The sequence below is a fragment of the Adlercreutzia muris genome (assembly GCF_041223505.1).
GTDB classification, from domain to species: Bacteria; Actinomycetota; Coriobacteriia; order Coriobacteriales; family Eggerthellaceae; genus Adlercreutzia; species Adlercreutzia muris.
The window spans coordinates 1-26,630 of sequence record NZ_JBCLQK010000011.1 but is presented as its reverse complement, the minus strand read 5'-3'; the positions used below and the strand labels follow the sequence as shown (position 1 = coordinate 26,630).

Annotated in this window: 17 protein-coding genes; all 17 read right to left on the bottom strand. The window is 67.6% G+C overall.

Annotated features, from left to right (window positions below; translation table 11 throughout):
- Position 1: 1 nt before the first annotated feature.
- Positions 2-2,194, bottom strand: a complete 2,193-nt coding sequence (locus AAK988_RS09800) for a YhgE/Pip domain-containing protein (RefSeq protein ID WP_369873719.1) — start codon at positions 2,192-2,194, stop codon at positions 2-4.
- Entirely contained in the window at positions 2,187-4,880 is a 2,694-nt protein-coding gene (locus AAK988_RS09795) for a YhgE/Pip domain-containing protein (RefSeq protein WP_369880679.1), read from the bottom strand. Before AAK988_RS09795 ends, AAK988_RS09800 begins: the two co-directional genes overlap by 8 nt.
- 313 nt (positions 4,881-5,193) lie before the next feature.
- Positions 5,194-5,880 carry a cytochrome b/b6 domain-containing protein gene (locus AAK988_RS09790; protein WP_135969986.1) on the bottom strand — a complete coding sequence of 229 codons (687 nt, stop codon included), beginning with the start codon at positions 5,878-5,880 and terminating at the stop codon, positions 5,194-5,196.
- Between the two features lies 1 nt (position 5,881).
- Positions 5,882-7,555, bottom strand: a complete 1,674-nt coding sequence (locus AAK988_RS09785) for a nickel-dependent hydrogenase large subunit (protein WP_369873721.1) — start codon at positions 7,553-7,555, stop codon at positions 5,882-5,884.
- An 18-nt stretch (positions 7,556-7,573) separates the two neighbouring features.
- The gene (locus AAK988_RS09780) at positions 7,574-8,851 is read right to left on the bottom strand and encodes a hydrogenase small subunit (RefSeq protein WP_369880678.1); all 1,278 of its coding nucleotides are present in this window, start codon (positions 8,849-8,851) and stop codon (positions 7,574-7,576) included.
- A gap of 272 nt (positions 8,852-9,123) precedes the next feature.
- Positions 9,124-9,972 carry a prephenate dehydratase gene (gene pheA / locus AAK988_RS09775; protein WP_369880677.1) on the bottom strand — a complete coding sequence of 283 codons (849 nt, stop codon included), beginning with the start codon at positions 9,970-9,972 and terminating at the stop codon, positions 9,124-9,126.
- 250 nt (positions 9,973-10,222) lie between these two features.
- Positions 10,223-10,843 (bottom strand): manganese efflux pump MntP, encoded by a 621-nt coding sequence (locus AAK988_RS09770; RefSeq protein ID WP_135969990.1) that lies wholly within the window; start codon positions 10,841-10,843, stop codon positions 10,223-10,225.
- A 10-nt stretch (positions 10,844-10,853) separates the two neighbouring features.
- Positions 10,854-11,738, bottom strand: coding sequence for an HhH-GPD family protein (locus AAK988_RS09765; protein ID WP_369880676.1), 885 nt, complete (start codon positions 11,736-11,738; stop codon positions 10,854-10,856).
- Positions 11,739-11,761: 23 nt separating this feature from the next.
- On the bottom strand, positions 11,762-13,216 hold the full coding sequence (locus AAK988_RS09760; protein ID WP_369880675.1) for a ribonucleotide reductase subunit alpha: 1,455 nt from the start codon (positions 13,214-13,216) through the stop codon (positions 11,762-11,764).
- Between the two features lie 95 nt (positions 13,217-13,311).
- On the bottom strand, positions 13,312-14,124 hold the full coding sequence (locus tag AAK988_RS09755) for an HAD family hydrolase (protein ID WP_369880674.1): 813 nt from the start codon (positions 14,122-14,124) through the stop codon (positions 13,312-13,314).
- 137 nt (positions 14,125-14,261) lie between these two features.
- Positions 14,262-16,133 (bottom strand): ABC transporter ATP-binding protein, encoded by a 1,872-nt coding sequence (locus AAK988_RS09750; RefSeq protein ID WP_369880673.1) that lies wholly within the window; start codon positions 16,131-16,133, stop codon positions 14,262-14,264.
- Positions 16,130-18,199, bottom strand: coding sequence for an ABC transporter ATP-binding protein (locus AAK988_RS09745; protein WP_369880672.1), 2,070 nt, complete (start codon positions 18,197-18,199; stop codon positions 16,130-16,132). The genes AAK988_RS09750 and AAK988_RS09745 overlap by 4 nt, the downstream gene beginning before the upstream one ends.
- A gap of 8 nt (positions 18,200-18,207) precedes the next feature.
- Positions 18,208-18,537: an AzlD domain-containing protein gene (locus tag AAK988_RS09740; RefSeq protein WP_151430799.1), complete on the bottom strand. Its 330-nt coding sequence runs from the start codon at positions 18,535-18,537 to the stop codon at positions 18,208-18,210.
- Entirely contained in the window at positions 18,534-19,364 is an 831-nt protein-coding gene (locus AAK988_RS09735; protein WP_369880671.1) for an AzlC family ABC transporter permease, read from the bottom strand. The genes AAK988_RS09740 and AAK988_RS09735 overlap by 4 nt, the downstream gene beginning before the upstream one ends.
- Before the next feature lie 102 nt (positions 19,365-19,466).
- Complete coding sequence (locus AAK988_RS09730) at positions 19,467-24,188, bottom strand: C-type lectin-like domain-containing protein (protein ID WP_369880669.1); 4,722 nt, start codon at positions 24,186-24,188, stop codon at positions 19,467-19,469.
- A gap of 217 nt (positions 24,189-24,405) precedes the next feature.
- On the bottom strand, positions 24,406-26,193 hold the full coding sequence (locus tag AAK988_RS09725) for an AAA family ATPase (RefSeq protein WP_369873732.1): 1,788 nt from the start codon (positions 26,191-26,193) through the stop codon (positions 24,406-24,408).
- 161 nt (positions 26,194-26,354) lie between these two features.
- The coding region (locus tag AAK988_RS09720; protein ID WP_369873733.1) for a hypothetical protein at positions 26,355-26,630 on the bottom strand (276 nt) is incomplete at its 5' end.

Genomic DNA, 26,630 nt, shown 5'->3' with positions numbered 1-26,630 from the left:
CTCATCCAACTAACTTGGATGATTCTACCTGTTCCACGTACCACTCCATGAACTTTTCCAGTGGCTTGCGCAGAACGAGGCCCAGAAGGGCGGCGGGAACGAGAAAGAGGGTCAGCTCGCCCATCTGCACCCAGAAATCGTTGCCGTAGGGGCCCATCATGGCCGCGCGCATGGCGTTCACCACGTGGGTGGCGGGCAGCCACGGGCTGATGGCCTGGATGAAGCCGGGCAGAAGCTGGAGCGGGAAGGAGCCGCCACAGCCGGTCACCTGCACGATGAGCAGCAGCACGGCGATGGCCTTCCCCAGGTTGGCGAAGGCGGCCACGAGCGCGTAGATGAGGAAGGTGAACACGAGGCCGGCGCCCCAGAAGCAGATCATGAGCAGGACAGGCTCGGCCACCTGCACCCCGAGGAACAGCCAGTTGCCCAGGCCCATAACGGTGGTCTGGGCCAGTGAGATGCCGCCCATGACGGCGAAGCGCCCCAAGAAGAGCTGGCGGGGCTTCGCGTCCTTAAGACCCGCCGCGCGCGCCTCGGCCGACGACACCTTCGGGCGTACCACCACGAGGATGAGCAGCGAGCCGATGAACAGGGCCAGGGTGGTGTAGAGCGGCGCCATGGCGCTGCCGAAGTTCTCTACGGGAAACACCGCGATGCGCTCGAGGCCCACGGGCATGGCGAGGGCCCGGGAGAGCACGTCCACATCCGATCCGAGCACGGCGCGCAGGGCCTCCCGATCGCCCGAGGCGAGGGCCTCGTCGATGCCGGCGGCCATGGTGCGCAGATCCTCGGCGGCTGCGGAGAGCTTGGCGGCCACCTCGGTGATCTTCTCGGAGGTGGAGCCCATGGCCTCGGAGGCCGAGCCTGCGGCCCCGGCCAGCTCGCCGCCCGTGCCGCGCAGATCGTCCACGATGGCCCCCATGCGCTCGGCGGCCTCTCCCGCGTCGGCGGCCAGCGCCTCAAGACCCGGGGCCACGTTGGCCGCGTAGTCGTCGCGCATGGACCGGATCTGCTCGCGGGCCGCCGCCGCGTCGGCCCTCGCCTGGTCGCGCTCCTCGGCGATATTCGCATCCCCCGACTCCAGCTTGTCCGCGGCGCCCCGCAGGCTCTCGGCCATGGAGGCGGACATATCGGCCACGGCCCCCACCCGCGACGCGAAGGCCTCCAGGTTCGGGCGCAGCGCCTCGGGAACGCGCCCGGCCAGGCCCGCAAGCGCGTCGGCGGCCTGGCGGTAGAGAGATGCCTGGGCATCGAGAGTCTCGGCATGCTCGCGCAGGTCGGCGGCGGCAGCGCCCACGTCCTCGGAGGCGGTGGCGAACAGGGCGTCCACCTTCCCCTCCACATCGTCGAAGCCGGCGGCGCTCTGCTCGAGGGCATCGGAGAGCTGGGCGGCCGAGCCCTTGAGGGCGTCCACCGTCGCCGGCACCGCGCCGGCCTGGGAGGTGGCCGCGTCCAGCGTGCCGTCCACGGTGGAAGCGGCCTTCTGGGCGAGGGCGGCCGAGTCGTCGGCCAGGCTCTGGCAGGCTTGGGCAAGCGAGCTGTACAAGGCGAGCACCGAGGCGGTATCGTCCACGGCCCCGGCCATATCGCGCACGTGATCGGCCACTTCCGCAATGCGGCCGTCCCAATCCTCCGAGTCGGCAAACGACGACACCGCCTCGGCCAGCGATAGCGACACCTCCGAAAGCGTCTCGGCGAACACGGAGTTTATCTGGTAGGACACCGAATCGGCTCCCTTGTCGGTAATCTTGGGGGCGATGGCGCTCTTCTTCTCGTTGGTGTAGTACACGATGTCGGCGTGCTGCGCGTCGGCGGTGTAGAAGGTGAGCATGTCGCGGCTGAATCCCTTCGGAATGACCACGGCGGCATAGTAGCGGCCCGAGCGCGCCCCGTCGACGGCGTCCTCCTCGTCGGTGAACACCCAGTCGATCTGGTCGTTGGCCCGCAGCGCGCTCACGACCTGGTCGCCCACGTTCACGCGGATGGGCACCAGGTCGCTCTGGTAGCCCTCGTCGGTGTTGGCCACGGCCACGGTGAGGTTGCCCGTGTTCTCGAAGACGTTCCAGCAGGCGATGATGTTGTACCAGGCGAACAGCGAGGGCACGATGACGAGCCCCACGGCGATGATGATGGACATGACGTTGGCCGAGAGCCGCTTGAAGTCGGCCCGGGCCAGGCGCAGGATGTTATCCACGGCCCTCACCCCCCTTCGCGTCCGCATCCCCTTCCGGCGCCGGCCGCTCGCCGGCCCCGTCCGTATCGGCGGCGGGCTTCGGGGGCGCTGCGGCCGCATCCCGCCCGCAGGTCGGGGTACCCGCGCCGGCGTCGAGATCGGCGGCGCTCGCCACCGTGACCGAGGCGTCGTACAGGTCGAGCAGGCTCGCGTCCGACATGGACTCGAGCCTCATCTGGCGCTCGAAGCTGAAGCGAAGGCTCTCCACGACGACGAGGGCCACGAACAAAAGGATCATCCACAGAAGCCAGCCGGTGAGCAGCCACACCTTCTCGGCCGGCGTGAGCGCGAACACCACGGCCAGGGCCACGGGCACCGCGATGCCGGCGACGATGGCCCCCCTCATGAGCCGCGGGTACCAGCGCGAGAAGCGGGCGTAGCGCTCCTTGAGGGCGCGCCCGTAGGCGTCCTTGTCGGCGAGCGCCCGCAGGATCTGGGAGATGCGGTAGGGGCGCACGGGAATATCGACGTCCTCGCCGTTGAACAGGCCGCCCTCGCGCACCTGGCGCGCCACCATGCGGTTCACGTTCGCCATGAGCGGCCGCAGGAGCAGCCCCAAGGCCGTGAAGGCCACGAAGAACAGGGCGAGCACGGCCAGGTCGGCGGCGTACTGGGCGCCGTAGAAGCCGCAGATGGCCTCGCGCATGGCCCCAATGCCGTAGGTGAAGGGGAAGGCCGGGTAGATGGCCTGGAAGAAACCGGAGGTCATCTCGATGGGATAGAGGCCCGTGGCCCCGGGAATTTGGGCGAAGACGAGCACGATGCAGATGCCCTTCCCGATATGCTGGAGGGTGACCGAGAAGGAGTAGATGATGGCCAAATACGAGAGCGACGCGCACACCGCCGCCGCGAAGAGCGCCGGGGCGCTGGCCGCCTGCACCCCGATGGCGAGCACGCCGGCGCAGCAGATGACCGCCTGGAGCGCCGCCATGGCGGCGAGCAGGAGGAAACGGCCCCAGTAGCGCTGGCCGAGCGTGAGGTTCTCGATGCCCTCGCCGTCGTCCTCCTGGCGCATGATGACGAGCAGCATGAAGGCGCCGATCCAGAAGGTGAGGTTCATGAACAGCGGAGCCATGGCGCTGCCGTAGGCGTTCAGCGGGTAGAGCGACTCGGTGACCACCTCGGTGGGCGAGGCCATGAAGCCGGCGATCTTCTCGGCATTAAGGCCGTCGGTGCCGAACAGGCGCGCAAGGGCATCTGAGGCGCCGAAGGCCTGCACGTCGTTGTACACCAGGCCCAGCTCCGACTCTATCCCCTCGAAGAGCTGGTCGGTCTGCTCGACGGTTGAGCGCGCCGTGTCCATGGTGGCGTCCAGCTGGTCGATCACAAGGCCGGTCTGCTCCACGAGCAGCCGCTGGTCGCCGAGGGACGCATCCAGGGCGGCCGCGGTGGAGGAGAGCGCCTCTAAGGCGTCGTCAACCGCCGGCAGCGTGGTGCCGAACAGGCCCGTGGCGTAGGAGCCCATGGAGCCGGTGGCCCCGCTCACAGCGTCGTCGAGGGCGGTGGCCGCGTCGCCGACGGCGCCCGAGGTGTCCTCGGTGCGCTGGGCGAGGCCCGACAGCGAGGAGAGGGTGTCGGCCGCCGCGTCGCTGCGCTCGTCGAGGGTGTCGGCCAAAGCCGCGAGCGCGTCGCGCTCGGCCCCCTCGGGCAGCGCCTCGGCCGCCGAGCGCACGGCCCGGGCCAGCTCGCGGCTCTCCCCCACGGCCACGTTGCCCTGGGCGATGGCCGCCTGCACGCCGCCGGAGGCCTGGCCCACCGCGCCCTCGAGGACCGCTGCGGCGCTACGGGCGCGCGCTGAGGCGTCCGTGGCGGCTGTGAGGCTCTCGCCGAAAGCCGGGGCGGCGAAGGCCGAAAAGTCGGCCAAGGTCTGCCGCAGGCCCGCGGAGGTCTCCTTGAGCTCGGCGAGGGTCCCGCCGGCCGCATCAATCCCCTCGCCCGCGCGCCCGAGGGCCTCGCGGGCCGTGTCGGCCTTCTCCTGGGCGCCCTTGGCGGTCTCGCCGATCTTCGCGAGGGTGCTGCGCGCATCCCCCACCGCGCCGATGGCCGCCGACAGCTTCTCGGCCGCCCGCGAGCGGGTCTCGTCGGCCGAGGCGCGGGAATCGTCGACAGCCTCATCGATGGCACCCACCGCCACGTCGGTCACCGTGGACACGAAGGTGGAGTTCACCGTCTCGTCCAAGGTGGTGGCGCCGGTGTCGGTGATCTTGGGCGAGACGGGACCTGCCTTCTCGTTCACGTAGTACTCCAGCTTCGGCTGGGTGAAGTCGCCCGTGGTCAGGGTGAGCAGATCGGCGGTGAACTGCTCGGGGATGACGAAGGCAGCGTAGGCCTCGCCCGAGCGCACCTGGTCCATGGCGCTGTCATAGTCGGTGAACTCCCATTTCAGCTGCGTGTTTTCGTGCAGCTGATCGACGATCTTGTCGCCCACGTTCATCTCGCCCGTCAGATCGGAAGAGCCCCCCGCATCCTGGTTCACCACGCAGACCGTGAGGTTGCCGGTGTTGTCGTAGGGGTTCCAGAAGCCGATGACGTTGTACCAGGTGTACACCGAGGGCAGGACGAGCAGGGCCACGACCACCACGAGGGCCGCCGGGGTGCGAACGAGGCGCAGCAAGTCGCGTCGCAGGATCTTCAACACGTTGCGCACGGAAGACGTTCCTTTCCGCAAGACGAGGAGGGGCGAAAACAGTATCGCCCATCATAGCGCAACCCTGACGGGGACGCTCACCCTTGTTGACGGATTGGCACCAACAGTCAACCGCGAAAGAGCATAGAGGAGACGGCGGGTGTTCCGACCGAGCGAGTTCCGCAGCGACGAGAACGGTCCAGCGGACTATTCTCCAAAGCGAGGACTGCCGAGCGAATCGGAATACCCGCCGTCTCCGACCGAGGCGAGCCGCAAAAGGAAAGGGCGACCTCCGAAGAGATCGCCCTTCCAAGCGTGCTTGCGGTCGTGCGCCCTAGTGCACGTCGTGGTCCTCGCCCACGATGTTGTGCAGGTCGGGGTCGTACACCAGACCACCGTGCTCCTTGTGGATGAACATGAGCTTGGTGGGCTCGAAGCCCTCCACGTTCGCCAGGTAGATGTGGATGAACATGAAGATGATGAACACGTACATCATGAAGTAGTGGATGATGCGCATGGACATGAGACCGCCCACGAGGTTCGTCGTCGCGGCGAACACGGGCACGTTCATGGTCACGCCCCACAGGCACAGGCCGGTCCAGAACATCACGATGATGAGCACCGGGATCAGCAGGTAGCTGATCTTCTGCGGCACGCCGAGCTTGGCGCCGAGCGGATGGTCCTTCTTCAGGAACAGGTAGTACTTGATCCACTCGAGGGCCTGATGGCGGTTGTCCTTCTGGGGCAGCCAGGTCTTGTAGTCGGTCACCTGCTGGCGCGTGCCGCCCGTGGGCGAGGTCTTCACGAAGAAGGCCATGATCACGCGGGCAATGCAGTTGAAGAACAGCACGAAGCCGAAGAACAGGTGGCAGCCGCGGGCGATGCCCATGAGGAAGGGCAGGAATGGGAAGTGGATGAGGAAGCCGGTCAGGATCAGCATCACCATGGCCACCAGGTTGATCCAGTGGGTGATGACGAACACGAGCGGATGGGCCTCACGGTAGTGTGCGAGATGGGCCATCTTACTTCACCCCCCAAGGGCTGGTGACGGTCTCGAAGTGCTTGCCAGTGGCGCGGTCGGTGACGTGCACGGCGCAGGCGGTGCAGGGGTCGAAGGAGTGGACCGTGCGCAGGGCGTTGATGGGCATCTCGATGTCGGCCACGGGCACTCCGATGAGCGCCTGCTCCAGCGGGCCGTGCTCGCCCTTGGCGTTGATGGGCGCCAGGTTCCACGTGGACGGGATGATGATCTGGTAGCCCTCGATCTTGCCGTCCACCACCTTCTCGGAGTGGTACAGCGCGCCGCGCGGGGCCTCCCAGAAGCCGGAGCCCTCGCCGGTGGTGCGCTCGGGAGCGCGGAAGTACTCGGAGTCGCCGCCCTTGATGGCCTCGGCCAGCTCGGTGACCCACTCCACCATGAGGTCGGCCACGTACATGGTCTCGATCTGGCGGATAGCGGTACGGCCCAGCGTGTTCTGGAAGGCGGACAGATCGCCCGGCTTCGCGCCCAGCAGGCCCAGAACCGCATCCACGTTCTCCTTGATGAAGGGCACGCCGCGCACGTAGGCCGCGAAGATGCGGGACATGGAGCCCGCCTCCATCGGCTTGCCGTCGTAGGTGGGGCACTTCACCCAAGTGTAGCGGTCGTCCACATTGTAGTCGGTGTAGTCCGGGTCGGTGGTGAAGTAGGGCGAGGTGTAGGTGTCGTCGCCCTGGTACCAGGAATGACCCATGTACTCCTGGATGAGGTTCTCCTGCACGTCGGTGACGCCGAACTTCTCGTCCAGCACGCCCATGGGCAGGTAGCGGTTCTTCATCTGCTCGATGTAGTCGTCGCCGTAGGGCCACCCCTGGCCCTCGAACACGCCCCAGGCGATGTAGCGGCCGCAGCCCTTGCCGAAGGTCATGGCCTCGGGGTACAGCTCGGCCAGCACGAGGGTGTCGGGCAGTACGGTGTCGTTCACCCAGTCGCGCACCTCGATGGCCATGGCCAGAAGGTCGTCGAGCTTGGACTCGGTGGGCACCCACATGTTGCCGCCGGGGATGGAGGTCATCACGTGGGGCATCTTGCCGCCGAGCAGGGCCGCCATCTCGGAGGCGCGGGCCTGCATCTTCAGGGCCTCCAGGTAATGGGAAGTCAGGATCAGGTTGGCCTCGGGGGCGTCCACGTAGGCCTTGCCGCCGTCAGCCTCGAACCAGTTGCCCGAGAAGATGGACAGCTGCCCGTTCTGGGCGAAGGTGCCCAGCTTATCGTAGAGCTGGTTCAGGTCGGAGTGCAGGGCCAGGCCCTTCTCCAGGGCGAGCCCGTAGGCGTCGTCCACGTTGGCCTCAAGGGCGTTCAGCGGGTTGACGTAGTCGAGAGCCGCCAGGTTGTACAGCCACAGGATATGGCTGTGGAGGAACTGCGCGCCCTCCAGCAGGTTGCGGATGATGCGGGCGTTGTTCGAGATCGTGATGCCGTAGGCCTTGTCGCCGGCGATGGACGACGCATGGGCGTGGGACACGGGGCACACGCCGCAGATGCGCTCGACGATCTGGGCGGCATCCTCGGGGGTGCGGTTCTGCACGACGAGCTCCATGCCGCGGAAGCAGCCGCCGGAAACCCAGGCGTCGGCAACCTTGCCGTTCTCCACTTCCATCTCGACGCGGAGATGGCCCTCGATACGGGTAATGGGATCGATAACGGAACGTGTCAAGTCAGCTCACCTCCTTCTCTAGTCGTTGTTGCGGGGATCGGCGTTCTTGTGGACGAGCTCCTCGTCGAGGACCGGGCCGCCGGTGACCGGATCGGCGTAGGTGCCGATCTCCTGGTCGGGATGCTTGGCGTCCCACTTGCGGATCTTCTCGAAGGGCGCGCCGCCGTCCATGCGGCCGGAGGCCTTCATGCCGAAGCCGTGCACCACGAGGGCGGCCGCCACCAGACCCGTGACGGTCACGGCGATGGTGGTCGGCTGCAGGTTCAGCGGGCCGATACGCAGGTCGCGCATGCGCTTGTAGAAGGGGGTGTTCACCTCGACCCAGTTGTCGCCGGGGTTGTGCGGGTTGGACTCGCAGCAGCCCACGCAGGGGGCTCCGGCCTGGACGCACCAGCTGCGGCGGTTGTTCCACAGGGTGACGCCGCACAGAGCGCGGGTCTGGGGGCCCTTGCAGCCCACGGGATACAGGCAGTAGCCCAGGGCCTCTTCCTCGGAACCGAACTCGTAGACGAACTCGCCGTTCTCGAAGTGGCCGCGACGCTCGCAGTTGTCGTGGATGGTCTGGTCGAACAGGTCGCCCGGCATGTTGAAGTCGTTCAGGCGGTTCAGCAGCAGGTCCATGTCCTTCATGACCACGACGTCCACCAGCACCGACATGACCCACTCGGGGTTCACCGGGCAGCCGGGCACGTTCACGACCGGAGTGGCCACGCCGACCTTCTCCAGGTACTGCTGGACGCCGAGGGCCTGGGCCGGGTTGGGGGCCGCGGCCATCCAGCCGCCGTTGACGGCGCAGGAGCCCACAGCCACGACGGCATTGGCGCTCTCGGCGGCCTCCACCAGGGCGGCCGTTCCGACCTCGCCGGCCACGCGCAGGGCGTTGCCGTCGAAGGCCTCCAGCACGGCACCCTCGTAGATGAGGATGTAGTTGCCCGCCTTGATGGTCTGGGCCTTGGCCTCCTCCACGGAGTGACCGGCAGCGGCCGACAGGGTCTCCGAGTAGTTCAGGGAGATCAAGTCGAGCACCACGGAAGCCACGTCGGGAGTCTCCACCTGGGCGAAGGACTCCGTGCAGCCCGTGCAGGACGCGCCCTCGATCCAGATGACCGGGTAGAGGTCACCGGACGTTGCGCCGATAACAGACTCCTCGAGCGCACTCGCCACGCGCGGGACCGCCAGCGGGGACAGGCCCGCGGCGGCGGCGATGCCGGCGCACAGCTTCATGAAGCTGCGGCGGGACACGCCACGCGAGGCAAGGATGCTGTCGAACTCTGACATCGTTGCCTGATTTTCCATGCGTACACCTCCTTATAGGTGTTCTCGTCTCGCTTACATGCGGGCTTAAGATTATCCTTATTGGCGACCTATTCACTCCGCGAAGCACCGATGGCTGCGAAACATTCTACCAACGGTTGGAAAATGTTACGCAGTATCACGCGGGTAACAAGGCAGGTGAAAGCCCACGCCGCTCGCAGATTTTTCCGACCGCTGCTGACAACGAGAGCTGGCTCCTTATGCAACCCGGGGTCCGGAACGGCGGCGGTGAACAAGAAAATGGGGGAGTCGCCCTACTCGATGGGATAGCTGCCGAGCACCTTCACGTCGCGCAGCTTCAGGCGCAGGCACTCGAGGGCCGTCTGCGCGTCGATGTCGTGGATGGAGCCGGCCAGTTCCACGAAGAACATGTAATCGCCCAGCTGGCGCTTGGTGGGGCGCGATTGCAGCATGGTGAGGTTGATGCCGGCGTAGGTGAACTCCGAGAGGATCATCTGGAGGGCGCCGGGCTTGTCGGCCCGCAGGAAGAGGGCCAGGGAGGTCTTATACCGCTCGCCGGTCAGCAGCTCGGCGTCGGCGAGGCGGCCCACCAGGGCGAAGGCGGTCTGGTTCTCCGGGTTGTCCTGGATGGCGCGGCGCAGCACTCGGGCCCCGTGGATCTCGGCGGCCAAGGCGTTGGAAATGCCGGCACAGGTGGGGTCGGCCGCGGCCAGACGGGCGCTCTCGGCCGTGGAGGACACGGCCAGGGTGGTCCGGCCGGGCAGCTCGGTGGCCAGGAAGCGGCGGCACTGGGCGATGCCCTGGGGGTGCGAGGCCACGCGCACGATGGCGTCCAGATCGGCCTCGGGATGCGCCACCAGACAGTGGCTCACATTGATGACCTCCTCGGCCAAGATGACCGCGTCGGTGCGGAAGGCGAAGTTGTCCAGGGTGGCCGTGACCGGGCCCTCGAGCGAGTTCTCCTTGCCCACGACGCCGAAGCGGGTGACGCCGCCGTCCACGCAGTCGAACACCTCGTCGAAGGAGGTGCACTCCACCAGATGCGGCTCGGCGATGCCGAGGCGGGCGGCGAAGCGCAGGGCCGCCTCGTTGCTGTAGGTGCCGGCCGGGCCGAGGAAGGCGATGGAGTCGTCGAAGAGCATGGTCGAGCCTTGTCTGTCAGGATGCCAATAGATCGCCGTTCATGATAAACGCTTTCGCCGCCGCTGCGCCCCGCACGGGGCTCCCCTCGGGCGGCGGCGGCCGGGATGCGGGCCTTTTCGGCGATGGGCGGCCACAGCCCCCCCCTCAGGCGGCGGCATGGGCCGGCGACGCCCCCTCCCGGCGACGCGGCGGGGCGCGAGGGGGGCGGCCCGGTAGCGGAGCGGGACGAGGGTCCTTCGACGGCGCGGCTTAGCCGGCGAGGTGCTCGCAGAGGATCTTGCAGCCGATCAGGATGAGGACGATGCCGCCGGCGATGGCGGCCGGCTTCTCGAAGCGGGAGCCGAACTGGTTGCCGATGACGACGCCGGCGAGGGACAGAGCGAAGGTGGTGACGCCGATGAGGACGACGGCAAGGGCGATGTTCACCCCGAGGAAGGCGAAGGTGATGCCCACGGCCAGAGCATCGATGGAGGTGGCCACGGCCAGCATGGTGAGCTCCCGGAAGTCCAGGGGCACCAAAGCATCGGAGCAGGCCGCCGTGCCGCGCCGTGCGCAGGTAGCGCACTGGCGGTTGCAGGTGCGGGCGTCAGAGCCCTCTTCGTGGAAGGCGTCCCAGAGCATCTTGGCACCGATGAGAGCCAGAAGCCCGAAGGCGATCCAGTGGTCCACCGCCGTGATGTAAGAGGAGAACATGCTGCCCACGGCCCATCCGACAAGGGGCATGAGGGCCTGGAAACCCCCGAAGAACAGGGCGATGACCACGGCCTGGCCCCACTGGATGCGCCGCATGCCAAGGCCTTTGCACACGGCCACAGCGAAGGCGTCCATGGACAGCCCCACGCCGGTCAGAATCAGTTCGATGATACCCACAGCAGCTCCTTCAGGGAATAAGGAGGGCGCCCTCGCGGCGGAAGAAGCCCTCGGCCACCAGATCGTCCACGATAGAGGCGAACAGCGCCTCATCCACGGCCGGGCGCCCGGCGCCCGCCTCGGCGGCGGAGAGCTCGGCGAGCACGCATGGGGCCTCGCTGCCCTCGGGGGCGGCCAGCACCCGGCGCACGATCCAGGCCCGCTTCTGGCGGCGCGATCCCTCGAAAGCGGACTGGCGGCTGTAGGAAGCGGAGCGGCGCGTCGGATTCACGCCCGTGGCCTTGAGGTGCGCCCCGTAGTCGAGCAGCCCGTAGTACCAGCGGCGCGGATCGGCGGCAGCCGGCCCGCAGAAGGCCGCGGCGGCCACGGTCGGTGCCAACTCCTGGTCGGACACTCCGTCACGGTCGGGGAACAGCTCGTGGAGGAAGACGGCCCGCACGTTGGTCTCCACGTACACCCCGGGCACCTGATGGGCGAAGGCCATGACCCCGGCGGCCGTAGCCGGCCCGATGCCGGGCAGGGCCAGCAGCCCCTCATAGGTGTCGGGCAGCCGCCCCTCCCCTTCTGCGGCGCACTGGTCCGCTGTGCGCTTCAGGGCCAGGGCGCGGCGGTTGTAGCCGAGCCCCTGCCACAGCTCCAGCACATCGGGCACGGCTGCGGCGGCCAGGGCGTCCACCGTGGGAAACGCCGCGAGGAACCGCTCCCAGAAGCGGCCCACGCGAGCCACCTGGGTCTGCTGGAGCATGATCTCGGACACGAGCACGGCGTAGGGGTCATCGATATGGCGCCAGGGCAGCGCACGGTACAGCTCGTCGCCGCGGGCGAGCATCCGCTCCGCGAAGGCCTCCACCGGCTCGACCCCCGCGGGCCAGGCCGGCTCTACGATCTTCCCCACTGCGCGCCCTTCCCTCCCGCCGGTTACAGCAGATCCTCCAGCTCGCCCAGGCCGGCGGCGAAGTCCGAGATGACGGCGTTCTCTAGCTCGGCGTACTCCGCTGAGTCCAGCGGCTGATAGGCGGCCAGCTTGTCGAAGAGGTTGTCGCGGGTGACCGGCTGGTAGCGGCGCTCCACCAGACCCTGCTTGTAGGCCTCCTCCAGCGCCTCGCGCACGGCCATGTAGATATCGTAGCGCGGCAGGTTCGCCGACAGGCGCACCAGCTCGTCGCGGTTGAGGGCCCGCAGGGAGGGGTGGCTGCGGGCCAGATCCATCCAGATATCGTCGCGCTCGGCCGGGGTGGGATAGTCGATATCGATGCAGGAGATGGGATAGAGCATGTCGAGGAAGAACGGATCCACCGCCTCGGCAGAGGAGGCGGAGGCCAGCACGTAGACGTCGGGGTTCTCCACGGCCTGGCGGATGAGGTTCACCGCCTCGCGGGCTCCCCGGGACATGGCGGCCATGAGAAGCCCGGCCATGTCGTCGGCGGCCTCGGACAAAGGCGAGCCCCACAGGTCCAGATCCTCCAGCACAAGCACGCCGCCGCCCTCGAAGCCCCGGCGCAGCCCGGCCAGCTTGTCGGCATCGGCGGCCTGGGCGCTCACGCAGAGCATGGGCACTCCCTGGAAGCTCTCCTCCATGCGCATGCGCACGGCGGGCAGGCCCAGCTCGCCCACGGTGGCCATCATGAAGCGGCTCGCATCCTCCCGGGCCGGCGAGCAGAACAGCAGGGTGTCCACCATGGGCATGGCGTCGAAACCGTGGCGGGCGTTCAGCATGGCGACGAACTCGCCGAAGGAGGCGTCGCCGGCCAGACCGATGCCGAGGGAGCGCATGCGCTCCACTACGACCCCGTAGCCGGGCACGGTATCGTAGGTGTAGATGTCCACCGACTGGGGCTCGGCGCCGCCCTCGGGCGCACCGGTAGGCGGCGCGGGCTGCTCGAGGACGTCCCGCTCCGAGGAAGGCGGGGCGGCCAGGGCCACCGCCGGAGCCGCCGGGCCGCCGATGATGAGCGGCGGGGCGGCCATGAGGCCCATGACATCCTGGGAGATAGCCTCGGACATCTCCTCGAGGTCGTCGCGGGAGATGCCGAATTCCTCCAGGCGGTCGAAGGCCAGACCCTGGAGCTGGGACGTGCAGGCCGCTACCTCGTCATGGGACAGATAGGGCTCGAGCCGCCCGAAGATATACTCGGCCAAAGAGCGCTCCTTGGTGGCGCAGGCCACGCGCCAGGCCTGCTTGAGACCCATGATGGCATCCTCCGAGGGTACCTCGCTCGCCTCCGAGGCCTGCTCGAAGGCGGCCAGGTACAGGTGCAGGCCCAGCCGAGCGTCGCCCGCCTCGCAGGCGGCCACGGCCCGGGCCAGATAGTCGGACGGGGCGCCGGACGGATCGCCGGACGCAGGCGGGTTCGCTTCGTCTCTCTCAAACATGGCTGCTACCTCTCATAAGCTGCGGGCCCTTGGGCCCGGAATCGTGTGTCGACGCTATTTTATCGAACAAAAGTGCGCTTGCCTAGGGGCATTTATCACCAATCGAGAATATCGTAGCCCTCGGCGTTAGCCGTGCGCGTGAGGGGGCGATCCGGCGTGACCGCGCAAGCATGGCGGGCGGCGGCCAAAAGCGACCGGTCGGAGTGGTGGTCGCCGTAGGCCCAGCCCAGCTCCCAGCTCCCCGCGCCGAACTGCTCGTCGCAGAACCGGCTCAGCACCGCCACCTTCTCGGGGCCCTCGATGGGCAGCCCCGCCACCTCGTCGGTGTAGCGGCCCCCCTCGTCCACCTTCATGCGGGTGGCAATGGCGTACTGGATAGGATGGTGCTCCATGGCCGCGGCCACGATGGGCTCGAAGGTGGCCGACACGCAGACTACGGCATGGCCCTCGGCCTCGTGGGCCCGCATGGCCGCCTCGGCATCGGCGCGAAAGCGCTCATCGATGAAGCGATCGTAGAAGTCGTAGAGGAACCGGTTCACCTCGCCGACGGGACGGCCGGCGAAGGCGCGGAACACAAGCCCCCGCACCCAGCTCTCGTTCTGGGGCAGGCGCGCCTTGTAGCAAGCAGCCCAACCGAGGATGCGGGCCACTACCGAGGGGGCGAGCATGCGCTTGCGGGCTAGATGGCGCACGAGGAGCACCGGGGAGTTGCCGCGGATGCAGGTGCCGTCGAAATCGAAGGCGGCCACGAGCACGCGGCCGGAACCGGTTGTCGGCGCGCCCTCCATGAGGCGGGTGGCCCCAAGGGCCCCCGCAGCCACACGGCAGACGCCGTCGGGCAGGTGGGCGGACGACCCGCAGGCATCCTCACTCACGGGGACTCCAGGGGAATGCGACGCTATGGACATAATATTTCGACGTTCCTTCGGCGAATCGGCGACGGTCGGCTTTATTCGGAACGCCTATCATAGCCAATGGGGAGCCGCCCCGCACCGGGGACCGCGCAACAACAGAGAACCTTTACCTTTCCGCAACCGTGGCCCGCTCAATCCTCGAAGCGGTCGTTGCAGGCGGCGAACTGGGAGTCGTACAGATCGGCGTAGAAGCCGCCGGCCGCCAGGAGCTCCTCATGGGTTCCCTGCTCGGCGATGTCGCCGTCCCGCATGACGAGGATGAGGTCGGCGCGGCGGATGGTAGACAGCCGGTGCGCGATGACGAAAGAGGTGCGGCCCTCCATGAGCCGATCCATGGCCTGCTGGATGCGCAGCTCGGTGCGGGTGTCCACCGAGGAGGTGGCCTCGTCCAGAATGAGCATGCGGCGGTCGGCCAGAAGCGCCCGGGCAATGGTGAGCAGCTGGCGCTGGCCCGCGGAGACGTTGGTGCCGTCCTCGTTGATGGCGAAGTCGTAGCCGCCGGGCAGGGTGCGGATGAAGTGGTCAGCACAGGCCTCTCGGGCTGCGGCCTCCACCTCCTCATCGGTGGCGTCCAACCGCCCGTAGCGGATGTTCTCGCGGATGGTGCCGGAGAACAGCCACGTGTCCTGGAGCACCATGGCGAACAGCGACCGCACCTCAGCGCGGCTCATATCCCGGATGTCGGTGCCCCCGATGCGGATGGCGCCCCCGTCCACATCATAGAAGCGCATGAGCAGCTTTACCATGGTGGTCTTGCCCGCCCCCGTCGGCCCCACGATGGCCACGGTGCGCCCGGCGGCGGCCCGGGCCGAGAAGTCGCGGATGACCGGGGCATCGGGGCTGTAGCCGAAGCGCACGCGGTCGAACTCCACATCGCTGGCCAGGTCGGCGGCGAGCACCGACGAGGGGCCCTCGTCCATCTCGGGCAGATCGAGGAAGGCGAAGATGCGCTCGGCGGCCGCGGCCAGGGATTGCAGCACGTTGGACACCTGGGCCAGCTGGGTGATGGGCTGGGTGAAATTCTTCACGTACTGGATGAAGGCCTGGATATCGCCGACGGTGATGGCCCCCGCCACGGCGAAGAAGGCTCCGGACACGGCCACGGCCACATAGCCCAAATTCCCCACGAAGCCGAGCACGGGCATCATGAGGCCCGAGAGGAACTGGGCCTTCCAGCCGGCGTCGTAGAGGGCCTCGTTGTCCCGCTCGTAGGCCTCCACCGTGGCCCCCTCGCGCCCGAAGGCCTTCACCACGGCATGGCCCGAGAACGTTTCCTCCACCTGACCGTTCAAGGCCCCGAGCAGCCGCTGCTGGGCCACAAAGTGCTTCTGGGACAGGCGCACCACGACCACAACGAGGGCCATGGACACGGGAATCATGACCAGGGCCACCAGAGTCATGGCTACATTGATGGACAGCATCATGGCCAGCACGCCCACCACGGTGACCGAGGAGGTGATGAGCTGGGTGATTCCCTGGTTCAGGCTCTGGCCCAGGGTGTCCACGTCGTTGGTGATGCGCGAGAGGGTGTCGCCGATGGAGTTCTTCTCGAAGTAGCCGAAGGGCACGCGCTCGATCTTGCGGGCGATGGCATCGCGCAGGCGGTAGCAGGTCTGCTGGGAGACGTAGCTCATGATCCACGATTGCACCCAGGCGCATCCGGCCGAGGCCAGGTAGAGCCCGAGCGTGACCGTCAGGATGCGGCCGATGGCAGCGAAGTCGATGGAACCGGTGCCCGCCGCCGCGGCCACGGTGCCGTCGAAGAGCACGGTGGTGGCCTCGGAGAGCACCTTGGGCCCCACGATGGAGAACACGGTGGATCCGACGGCGAATAGGAGCACGAGGGCGAGACGGCCCTTGAACTGTCCCATGAAGGAGAGCATGCGGCGCAGGGTGGCCTTGAGGTTCAGGGGCTTCTCGCCGCCCATCATGCGCCCGGCCGGCCCATGGCCGCGACCGGGACCCCGTCCGGGACGGGGCACGAAACCGGGATGGCCGCTCATCGCGCACCCCCTTCCCGGCACGAGGCATCTGGGGCGGTTGAGGGGGAATCGGCCTGCGACGCGGCGACGGCTGCGGAAGGGGCCGATGGGTCGGGCGGCACAGTTGCGGCGGGAATGTCGGGGGCGATCCCGACGGCGGCGAGCTCGGCCTCGGAGAGCTGGGAGAGGGCGATCTCGCGGTAGGCCGGGCACGCGGCCATAAGCTCACCATGGGTGCCGCGGCCGACCACACGGCCCTCCTCGAGCACCACGATACAGTCGGCGTCGAGCACCGTGGAGATGCGCTGGGCCACGATGATCTTCGTAGCGCCGGCGGCGTAGGCGGTCAGAGCCGAGCGCACCCGGGCATCGGTGGCGTAGTCGAGGGCTGAGAAGGAGTCGTCGAACAGATAGGCCCGCGGACGCCGCACGAGGGCCCGGGCCATGGCCAGACGCTGGCGCTGGCCGCCGGAGACGTTGGCGCCGCCCTGGGCGATAGGGGCCGCCAGACCCTCCTCGCGCTCCTCCACGAAGGCCAGGGCCTCGGCCGCAGCCAGGGCGGCCCGGATGGCCGCCTCGTTGGCGTTCGGATCCCCGTAGGCGATGTTAGTGGCCACGGTGCCCTCGAACAGAAAGGCCTTCTGAGGCACGTAGCCCAAGCAGGCCCGCAGCGCGTCCTGGGGCCACTGGCGCACGTCGATGCCGTCCACGGTCACGGTCCCGGCGCTCACGTCGAAGAAGCGCTCGATGAGCTTCAACACGGCGGACTTCCCCGATCCCGTGGATCCCACGATGGCCAGCGTAGCGCCCGGCTCCACCGAGAACGACACGCCCTCGAGCACCGGCTCGCTGCCGTCCTCATAGCGGAAGGACACCCCTTCGAAGGCGATGCGCGCGCCGCCGGCTTCTAAGGACGAGGGCATGGCGGCGCCCCCTTCCAGATCGGCGCCCTGCGCCGTTGCGCCAACCGGCGAAACCGCCCGCAGTCCCTCCCCCTTCGCCGCGAGGCCGCCGCCTTGCCCCGTTCCCGTCTCGGTGGGAGCCCCGTCGGCGCTCCCACACACGGGCGCCGGGTCGGGCACCGAGGGCTCGGCTTCCAGCACCTCGCGCACGCGGGCCGCGGCCACGTCGGCCCGGGGCAGCATGATGGAGATCATGCCCATCATGAGGCAGCCCATGATAATGACCATGGCGTAGGTGATGAAGGCGATGAGGTCGCCGGTCTGAAGGGTGCCGGCCCCCACGGCCCCGGCACCGAACCACACAATGGCCACGGAGGTGAGATTCATGACGAGCATCATAGCGGGCATCATGGCGGCCATGGCGCGGTTGGTGAACAGCTGGGTGCGCATGAGCCGGGCCGAAGCCTCGTCGAAGCGCTCCTCCTCGTAGCCGTCGCGGTTGAAGGCGCGCACCACCGAGAGCCCCGTGAGCATCTCGCGGGCCACGAGGTTCACCCGGTCGATGAGCTTCTGCATCATCTTGAATCGGGGCAGCGTGAAGTGGAACAGCACGGCGATGACCGCGAACACCGCCGCCACGGCCACCACGACAATCCATCCCATCTGGGGATTGGTGGCCATCACCATGACCACGCCACCGATGGCGAGGATGGGAGCGTAGAGCACCATGCGCAGTATCATGGTGCACACGTTCTGGATGAGCACCACGTCGTTGGTGCCGCGGGTGATGAGGGAGGCGGCCGAGAAACGGTTGATGTCCCCCTCCGAGAAGGCCACGACTTGGGAGAACAGCCGTCGACGCACATCACGACCGATGGCGGCGCCGGTGCGGGAGGCCACGAGGGAAACGGCCGCGTCCAAGACCATGGCCGCGGCGGCCACCCCCAGCATAAGCAGCCCCAGCTGCCCCAGATAGGCCATCTGCCGCGGCAGGAGATCGACCCCGGCCGCCCGCAGATGCTCCAGCTCGGCCACATCTTCCACGCCGGACTGGGCGATGCCCACGTCCACGATCTGGGATGTGAACACCGGCAAGGCCAAATCGCAGGCCGCCTTGGCCGCGAGCAGCAGCATCACGAGGGCCACGGCCCCCTTGTGCTGCCCGAGAAAGCGGATCACGCCCACAATCGCGCCTATACTGCGAAGAAGGCCAGGGCGGCGTAAACCCCCACGCCGGCCACGGCCGTCCACAGCAGCGACTTGGTCTTGGCCGCCACGAGGGCGCAGGCGATGGCCGCCACAAGCGGAATGGCCGCCGGCCAGATGCCGGCATCGAACATGCCGGGGTTCAGCAGGTCGTTGGCCACCAGGGCCGCGAAGGCCGCAGGCGGGATGAAGCCGAGGGCCCGCTCCAAGTTCTCGGGCAGGGCCTTGCCCTTCAGCAGGAACAGCGGGATGACGCGGCAGGCCCACATGGCCAGCACGCACCCGACGAGCACGACCCAGAACTGATCCCAACTCATCGGCGCTCCCCTTCCCCCGCGGCATCTTCCATCGGAACGGCCTCGGTCAAGGGGACTTCCACCGCCACGTCAGCGGGCCGGGCGCCCTCCGCTGCTGCGCCCATGGCCGCCGGGGCATTCGCAGTCGCCGCGCCGCGCCTCCCCACAGTGAGGGCGAAGGCCATGGCGCACACCACCCCGGCCACGGCGCCGATGAGGATGGCCGGGCCCGTGAGGCCGGCCGCCTTGCACACGTACACGCCGAGGGCCGCCACGGCCATGGAGATGATATTCGCGGAGGTGAACTTCTGGGTGACCAACAGGCAGATGAAGATGGCCGTCATGGCGAAGGCGGCGATATTCACCGGAATGGCCACCGCCGCCCCCACGGCGCAGCCGACGACGTTGGAGATGGTCCACGAGCTCTGGGAGAACAGGTTCACCATGAGGGCCCGATCCACCGACCAGTTCCCCTCGGCGAAGCGCTGGGTGTTCACGCCGTAGGACTCGTCGGTCACCGAGGCGGCGAACAGGGCCGCCAGCCAGCGCGGGGTCTTCTCGCAGGTGGGGGCGAAGGAGGCCGCGTAGAGCATCTGGCGCGTGTTCACCAGCGACACGCTGGCAGTGATGGAGGCGACCGACGACCCGGCCAGGAACATGTTGCAGATCATGAACTGGCCGGCGCCCGAGTACAGTAGGGCGCACAGCAGAAACACCTGCAAGGGGTTCAGGCCGATGGTGTTGGACAGGATGCCGCAGGGCAGGCCGATGGCCACGTAGCCCAGCATGATGGGAGCGGCCGCGGAGAAGGCCGACAGTATGTGCTCGCGAGAAAACATGACGCCCATTATAGCCAACCTTCGCCCCGTGAAAATCGGGAAATTGCGCCGCGGCAGGAATTGCAGTGTTACCTGGGAATTCTCAGGAAGCATCCGATAAGCTCGTTGGTGCTATCTCCCGATTTTCGCATATCGCCGGGCGATCCAGGCCGCGCCGGCGGCCGTCAGGGCCGCGAGGAGGGCCGCGGCAGCCGTCGCAGTTCCCTCGTCGCCGGTTTGGGCCAGCTTGAGGCGGATCTTGGTAGCGTCATCATCCCCGTCACCACCAGGGCCGCCATCGCCGTCATTCCCCGAACCGCTTCCCGAGCCGTCGTCGGGATCCGCCGGATCATCAGCCACGGCGCCGGGAATGGGCTCCAGCACGATCTGGATGGTGTGGTTCTCGCCGATGTCCTCGAAGGTGAACAAGTCCGCGCCGAGCAGGTCGGGGCGCTCGCCGCCGTCGATGATGACCTTCACCACCCGGTAGCCGGGGGCAGGCGCCCATTCCACGGTATAGCTGCCGCCGCGGTCCACCGACGAGTCGCCGGTGATGGTGCCCGCGCCGCCGATAAGGGACGTCTCCACCCGCAGCTGCTCGGAAGCCTGGGGGCGGGGCGTACGCGAGGGCACGGTCTCGTCGCCGGGCTCCCGCTTCTCCACCACCAGCTCCACATGGTCGCCGGGCTTCAGGGTGCCTCCGGGGATGACCACCTCGGTGGCGCCGGGCGGCACGGGGAAGCGCTGGTCGCCCACGACAACCTCGGTGGGCTCGTAGCCCTCGGGGATCTTCCAGGTGATGGTCTGGTCCTCGTCGGGATCGACGAAGCCGGTGCCGTCGCCGATGGTGATCGAGCCCGGGCCGCCCTCCACGCCACCGGTGACGTCCACGACGTCCTTCACTGTGTCAGGGTTGGCCTGCTCGCCGTCCTTAGCGAAGTACACCTTCACCACGTGGTCGCGGTCGATGCCGCCGATGCCCATGTCGAGCCCCGCCCCGTCGGCCTGGCGCCGCTCGATGGTCGGCGCGGGGAACACCGGCTCGGCCGCGGCCGCCAGGGCGACGGCTTCCGACGGGCCCTCATCGGCCCAAGCCTTCTCGGGCCCGAGGGCGAAGGGGCTCGCCACCCCATCGGCTTCGCTGCCGGCCGCCGAGCCCACCGCGTCGCCCACGGTACCGCTCAGAACCGCGGCGGCATCGGAGAGGGCCGCCACCGTGGCCAGGGCGCCGGCGGGCACGCGCTCGTCGAAGACGGGCAGGCCGTCCACCTCGATATAGGAGATATGGGCGCCCCCGTCGGGAGTGCCGGAAATGTCAACGTAGCCCTGGCCCTTGAACAGGGTGCGGGAATCGGAAGCGGCCCCCGGCCCGTAGGCGAGCACGGCCACGTCGAAGACCACGGGCCGCAGGGTGACCACGACGGCCTTGTCCTCCTTGATGTTGGAGAGCTCCAGCTCGCGCTCGTCGGTACCGGCGGCCTCCTCGCCGTTCACCTCCACCTTCGCCACCTCGTAGACGGCGTAGGAGGGATCGGACACATCGGGCACGGTCTGGATGACCGGTTGCCAAGCCACGTGGTACTCGCCGCCGGCGGTCACCGTGCCGCTGCCGGTGATGGTGCCCGGGCCGCCCTTGATCTGGGTGGTCACCCGGTGGTCGTCGGGGTTCAGCGCCGGCGCGCCGTCGGCCCGCTCGGTGTACACGTCCACCACATGATTGGCCGCGATCTTCGCGAAGTCAACGGTGCCCGCGGCCACGGCCGCAGCGGACAGCTCCTTGCCGTCCACCCACACCGCCGCGATGCGGTAGCCCTCGACGGCCTTCCAGGTAGCGCGTCCGTCGGCCCCGGCGGAGAGCACCGCGCTCGGGCTCACCTCCGCCCCCGCCCCGTAGCGGTTCACGGTCACCGTGTAGAAGCCGCCCGTGGAGCTGCCCTCGATGATGGGGTTGCGAGCCAGCGTGACCACCACCTCGTGGTTGGCGGCGATTTTCTCGAACACCTGACGGGCACCGGCAGCGTCCACCAGGCGGCCGTCCACCTTTACCGAGGCCACGTAGCAATCGGGGCCGGCAGCCCACGTGATGGTGGCCGTAGAGCCGGCAGTCAGGGTCTGGCTGGGGGTGATGGTCGCTCCCTCGGTGGCGCCGGCGAGCCGCGTGCTCACCGTGAACAGGCCCGGGGCTGGGGCAGGTGCAGGCTTCTCCTCCACCACGTAATCGATATCAGCCACGTAATCGGTGCCATCGGGGCTCGGGTAGGTCACGGTGATCTCGTAGTTACCTGGCTCGGAGGGATCGATCTCGTCGACGGGCAGGCCGTCTTTGGTGATAGTGACCACCGGGTCGACCCCCTCGGGAATGCGCTTGTCGTCCGGGGCATTGGAATCGGGTCCGAACTTGTCCTCGACAAGGTCGACCAGGTCGTCCTTGGTCACCGGAGTCGGCACGGGCTTGGGCGGCTCCACAGGGCGCACGATGTCGATGGGATCGTCCTCGGTGAGGTCCACCACGATGCGCTCGGTCACGGCGAGTTCGGCCGGCTTCAGCGTCACTCGGTAGTTGCCGTCGGCGGTGAGCAGCACGCCTCCAACCTCGGAGACCTTTGGGAAGGAGGCCTGGAGCCGGTAGGTGCCCAGCTGCGGCCGCGCGGCGTTCAGGGCCAGGCCGCCGGCCGTGGCGGCAGAGAAGGTGGGGGCGCCGAGCACGACAGCAGGGTCATCGCCCGGAGCGAGCATAGAGGCAGGCCACGCCACAGGCCAGGTGTGCTCGCCGTCGTCGGCGCTGTCGGTGGCGGCCGCACTGTCGAAGGCGGCCAGATCGCTGTAGCGGCCCACGGGGGCACCCGGGGCAGCGGGGTCGGCCAGGGGCACGTTTTTCACCCACGAGACGGGATCGGTGCCCGCCGTGGGGAACCAGCGAGTGGCAATGGCCAGGTCGCGGGGCACGATAGAGCCCTGGACCGTGAGGGTGCCGTCGGCAGCCAGCCCTGCGATGCGGTAGTCGGCCGCCTGGGGGCCCTTCACCTTCACGCCGTGCAGCACCAGATCCCGACTGCCGGCGTCCTTGGCGACGAATTCGGCCCGCTCGAAGGAGAGCCACGCCGAGGCGCTCCCGACCAGGCCATCGGCCATGGACACGTTGCCGCCCTCCAGATAGGGCGTCCCATCATAGACCTTCGACCAACCGCGCCCGGCCACGGTCACCGTCTCCCCCGTCTCGGGGTCGGTGACCTCAGTATCCTGGGTAGCATCGGGGGCCGCGGGATCGTCCGGGGCCTGGGCCGGCTTCGTCACGTCCACGGCCCGGGGCTTGATGGTGAAGGTGGCCTCGCCGGTCACGTAATCCTGCACCGTCGTACCGTCCTCGGTAACACTGTAGACGCTCTTGGACTCCACCTTGTAGGAGCCAGCGTGGATGGGCTCGCCCTTCTCGTTCATCTCTTCGGGGCGCAAGGGCCGCCAGCCCTTGGCGTCGGCTCCCTCCGAGCCGGGATCCTTGATCCAGTAGGTGCGCTCGACCTCGGCATCCTTCTCATCGACGATGGCGCCGTCCTTCACGATGTGGGTCTTCACGTGGGTATCGCCGTTCACGTTCTCCTGCACGGCCAGCGGGTCGCCCACCTGAATGTCGTCCGCCTCGGTGGTGATGGTGCGGCCGGTGGGGTCTACGATGATGTCCACCTTCACGTACACGTCCAGCGACACGTCGGCCCCGGCCTGGTCATCGTCAGGGTCAGCGTCATCGGGCATGCCGCCGTACTCGATGACGTAATAGTTGACGCTACCGTAATCGCGCGGCAGGTCGTTCCATTGACCGAGCTTGTCGGAGGGCGAAGCCCCGAAGTTCACCGCCAGCTGCATCCAGCGCTCGCCCGTGCTATAGCCATCGGGCTGGGCGCTGGCCCAGAACATGAACATCGGTTCCTTGGTCTCGGGGTTGATGGCCGCCCGGCGCTCGGTGCTGGAGCGGCACTCGCCCATCTTGAGGCCCGCCTCTGGACCCGAAACCCAGTAGTAATGGCTATAGCCACCGGAATTGAAAGTCTGCACGTCGGACCAGCGGGTCGCTACATCGGCGTTATTGGTGCGATAATTTTGAGCCCAGGCGTTGCTGCGGCGCGTATGGGTGTCGTCGCAAGTGCCCCCGATCCAGGTGTCGGTGTGCACGAGGGAGAACACGAAATCCTGCTCCGCGCGATCAGTCACCGTCACCAGATACCCGCGCATGCCCATATAGGTATGCTTCTCGGCTTCCTCAAGGGCCCGGAGCCATCCGATGCTGCCGACTCCCACTTCATAATAATGCCCGTTCAGGGAATTGTAATCGCGAATGGTAGTCACGGGCGCGAGGCTCGCCACCAGGCGCAGGCCCTTGGTATTCTTGGCATCGGCCAGGCTCAAGGTCAGATAATCGCGCAGGAACTCCTCCCACTGCTCGGCCGTGGCGCCGCCGTCGGCGGTGTAGTTCACCGACCAGTTGCCCGTCTTGCCGACGCGGGTGAAGCCAGCGGGCAGGGCCTCGTTGTTGTTCTTCTCGTGCTTGGAGTTGTAGTAGATGTCGTCCCCCGAGGCGATGCCCGTGGTGAACTGCACGGTAATGCTCTGGAACTTCGCGTCGGCCGGCTCAGTGCTCACCTTCAGATCGGGGAAGTGGTAGGTGTTGGTCTGACCCTCCACGGGCGTGGCGGCACCGGCCTTGATGGTCAGCTTGACCGTATCGGCCGCCTGGGCCACAGGCTCATCGGCCCACGCGCGCTCAACGGTAGCACCCCCCCCCGTGAGGGGCATGGCCATGGTCGCGGCCAAAGCGAAGGCCAGGGCCAGCTTCAAGCTCTTTTCGAATGCGCGCTCCATCGGAACCGTCCTTATCTCTGGCGGGGAGCGAGCCCCGCATCCTTCTCTGCTGATCAACGTGCCGTCGGTAGCCATTTATATTGTCACTAATCCGTTAGAAAAGCAACAACTGACGGACAACCGGGGACGCTGAAAAGCGCATAGAGCCCCTTGCGCGATCGTTCGGCTGGCAGCGGAACGTGTGGGAGCTCCCGGCACGCCGGGAAAACCGGCGACTTTATCGGGCAGCTCGCCGCGCCGTTGCCACGGCCACGTCTTTTCCGCTGAACACGAGGGCGTAGCGCACAATGCCGGCCTCACCGGCGTTGGCCGCGCAGTCATAGGCGCGGTCTTCGATCTGGGCGAGGGCAGCCTCGGCCAGGGAATCCGCCAGGGACGAACCGAGCTGGGCCCGCATGACCTTCAGCTCCATGACGATAACCGGCAGCCTGTCGGGATCGAGGGGGTTGAGGCAGATATCGTAGCGCCCGCGCCCCGCCTCGCGATTCGAGAGCGGATCATGGTAGCCGGCCATGCCGAACAACAGCCCCAGCATGAGCATGTGGTAGCTGTTCTCGCTGGTGAGATCGAAATAGCTGGGGCCCTGCAACAACACGGAGCCCAGCTCTTCGGTCACCTTATCGCCCTCTCCGGCCGCAAGGGCTCGATGGAACGCTTCGAGCCGATCTCCCCCGCCGGCCACCCGGGCGAACCGATCGACGATTTCGCCACGGAACAACTGGGCAATTTCCAAATTGGGTATGCGCAGGGCCCGAGAGACGCTGCGATTGTTCGGCGATTCAATGTCGTCTGTGGTCAAGTAACCGGCCAGATACAGCATGCTCCACAGCACCGGCTCCGGCGTCGCACCATAGGGAAAGACCACGCCGGTATCCAAAGGCTCGCTCACGGAGCCGCCGTTTTCCAGCAGCCGGTAGAGCTTCTCCAGGGTTCGGTCATCGGCAGTGCCCACCATATCGCCCAGCACGGCGTTGCCCGAGGTATTTCCCCAGTACACGTCGGCCATACAGTGGTTCTCAAAATAGTTCAGCACGCTCCAGGGGTTGTAGATATCCACGCTGCCGAAACGATACCCGTCGTACCAGCGGCGCACCTCCTTCATGGACGATTCGCGGCCCAAGTACTCGGCCAGGGCCTCCACCTCTTCGTCGGTGAACCCGAAGCGCTCATCGGAGCGCAGGTTCAGTGCGGTATTCACCACCAGGTTGTTCAAGTCGGAGAAGATAGATTCCTTGCTGATGCGCTGCACCCCCGTCATAACGGCGAAGGCCAGAGCGTCGTTGCCCTTGAAAGCTCCGGTGAGCCAGCCCTTCATGAAGGAGACGGCTTCGTCGTAGTAGCCCTTGGTGCGGCCGCCCATGACCGGGACATCGTACTCGTCCACGAGCACGACCACGCGCTTGCGGTGATGCTTGAACAGCATGCGCGACAGCCGCAGAAGCGACGAGCCCAGCTCGCCGGGGCCGAAGCGACCCGCCATGATCTCCCCGTAGGCCTCCTTCTCCACCGGCAGGAGTTCGTCGCTCTGAAGGAGGTAGCCGTGGCGGGCGTATTCGGCGGCCACCTTGTCGGCCAGGGCGCCGAGCACATCGGGCCACGATTCCTTCTTCGTATCGTTGAACGAGAAGTGGATGAGGGGATGGGCCCCATGGTGCTCGCGGTAGCGGCCGCCCTCCGCATCCCAGATGGCGAGCCCCTCGAACAAGGGAGCGGTGTTCGATGCCGCCGGGTCCTCGGGAGAGGGAATCTCGAAGAAGCGCTGGAGCATGGACAGGTTGAGGGACTTGCCGAAGCGGCGGGGCCGGCAGAACAGCGTGGCTTTATAGCCGCTGTCCACGACATCGGCGATGAGCATGCTCTTGTCTATGAACACGGAGTTCTCAATGGTGGTGACGAACAGGTCGTCGCCGATGGGCAGCATCTTTCGGCCTGATAGATCGGAAATGCGCACAGCTCCCTTGTGGTATACGCCGCAGAAGCGCTCGCCGCCTCCTTGATCGCTCACGCTGCACCGCCTTTCCGCGCTCCGCCGTCCTATGGAGGTGATTATACGCCAAGAAGAGCCGCCCAGGGCGGCTCTTCTCGCAGGATGCAGAGGCGATCTGTGGTCGACCATCCGCGGCGGCGAGATGCTCGCGCCGACCGCAAGTTATCGGAGCCTTTCCCCTACCATTGGCCGGTGTGCCGCTCCCGGCGCTCGCGTCGGCGGCGCATCGCCACCACTACGAGAACGGCGAGCGCGGCCGCGGCGGCCAGGGCCAGGCCGAGGCCGGCAGCCAGCATATCGTCGCCGGTCTGCGCCAGCTTGATGCGGGTCTTGGAGTCGCCCTCGCCGGCGCCGGGGTCAGACGCATCGGCGGGCCTAACGCCGCCTTTGGCGTCGGTGCCCGGGGCGTAGGCGGGCGCGTCGGCGTTGTCCACGCCGGGGTGGCCCTCCAGGAA

Bases quoted from the DNA above. Each gene is read 5' to 3' on its own strand.
- AAK988_RS09780 (WP_369880678.1), bottom strand. From the start codon at position 8,851: ATGGAAAATCAGGCAACGATGTCAGAGTTCGACAGCATCCTTGCCTCG.
- AAK988_RS09730 (WP_369880669.1), bottom strand. From the start codon at position 24,188: ATGGAGCGCGCATTCGAAAAGAGCTTGAAGCTGGCCCTGGCCTTCGCT.
- AAK988_RS09755 (WP_369880674.1), bottom strand. From the start codon at position 14,124: ATGTCCATAGCGTCGCATTCCCCTGGAGTCCCCGTGAGTGAGGATGCC.
- AAK988_RS09740 (WP_151430799.1), bottom strand. From the start codon at position 18,537: ATGAGTTGGGATCAGTTCTGGGTCGTGCTCGTCGGGTGCGTGCTGGCC.
- AAK988_RS09760 (WP_369880675.1), bottom strand. From the start codon at position 13,216: ATGTTTGAGAGAGACGAAGCGAACCCGCCTGCGTCCGGCGATCCGTCC.
- AAK988_RS09790 (WP_135969986.1), bottom strand. From the start codon at position 5,880: ATGGCCCATCTCGCACACTACCGTGAGGCCCATCCGCTCGTGTTCGTC.
- AAK988_RS09735 (WP_369880671.1), bottom strand. From the start codon at position 19,364: ATGGGCGTCATGTTTTCTCGCGAGCACATACTGTCGGCCTTCTCCGCG.
- pheA (WP_369880677.1), bottom strand. From the start codon at position 9,972: ATGCTCTTCGACGACTCCATCGCCTTCCTCGGCCCGGCCGGCACCTAC.
- AAK988_RS09750 (WP_369880673.1), bottom strand. From the start codon at position 16,133: ATGAGCGGCCATCCCGGTTTCGTGCCCCGTCCCGGACGGGGTCCCGGT.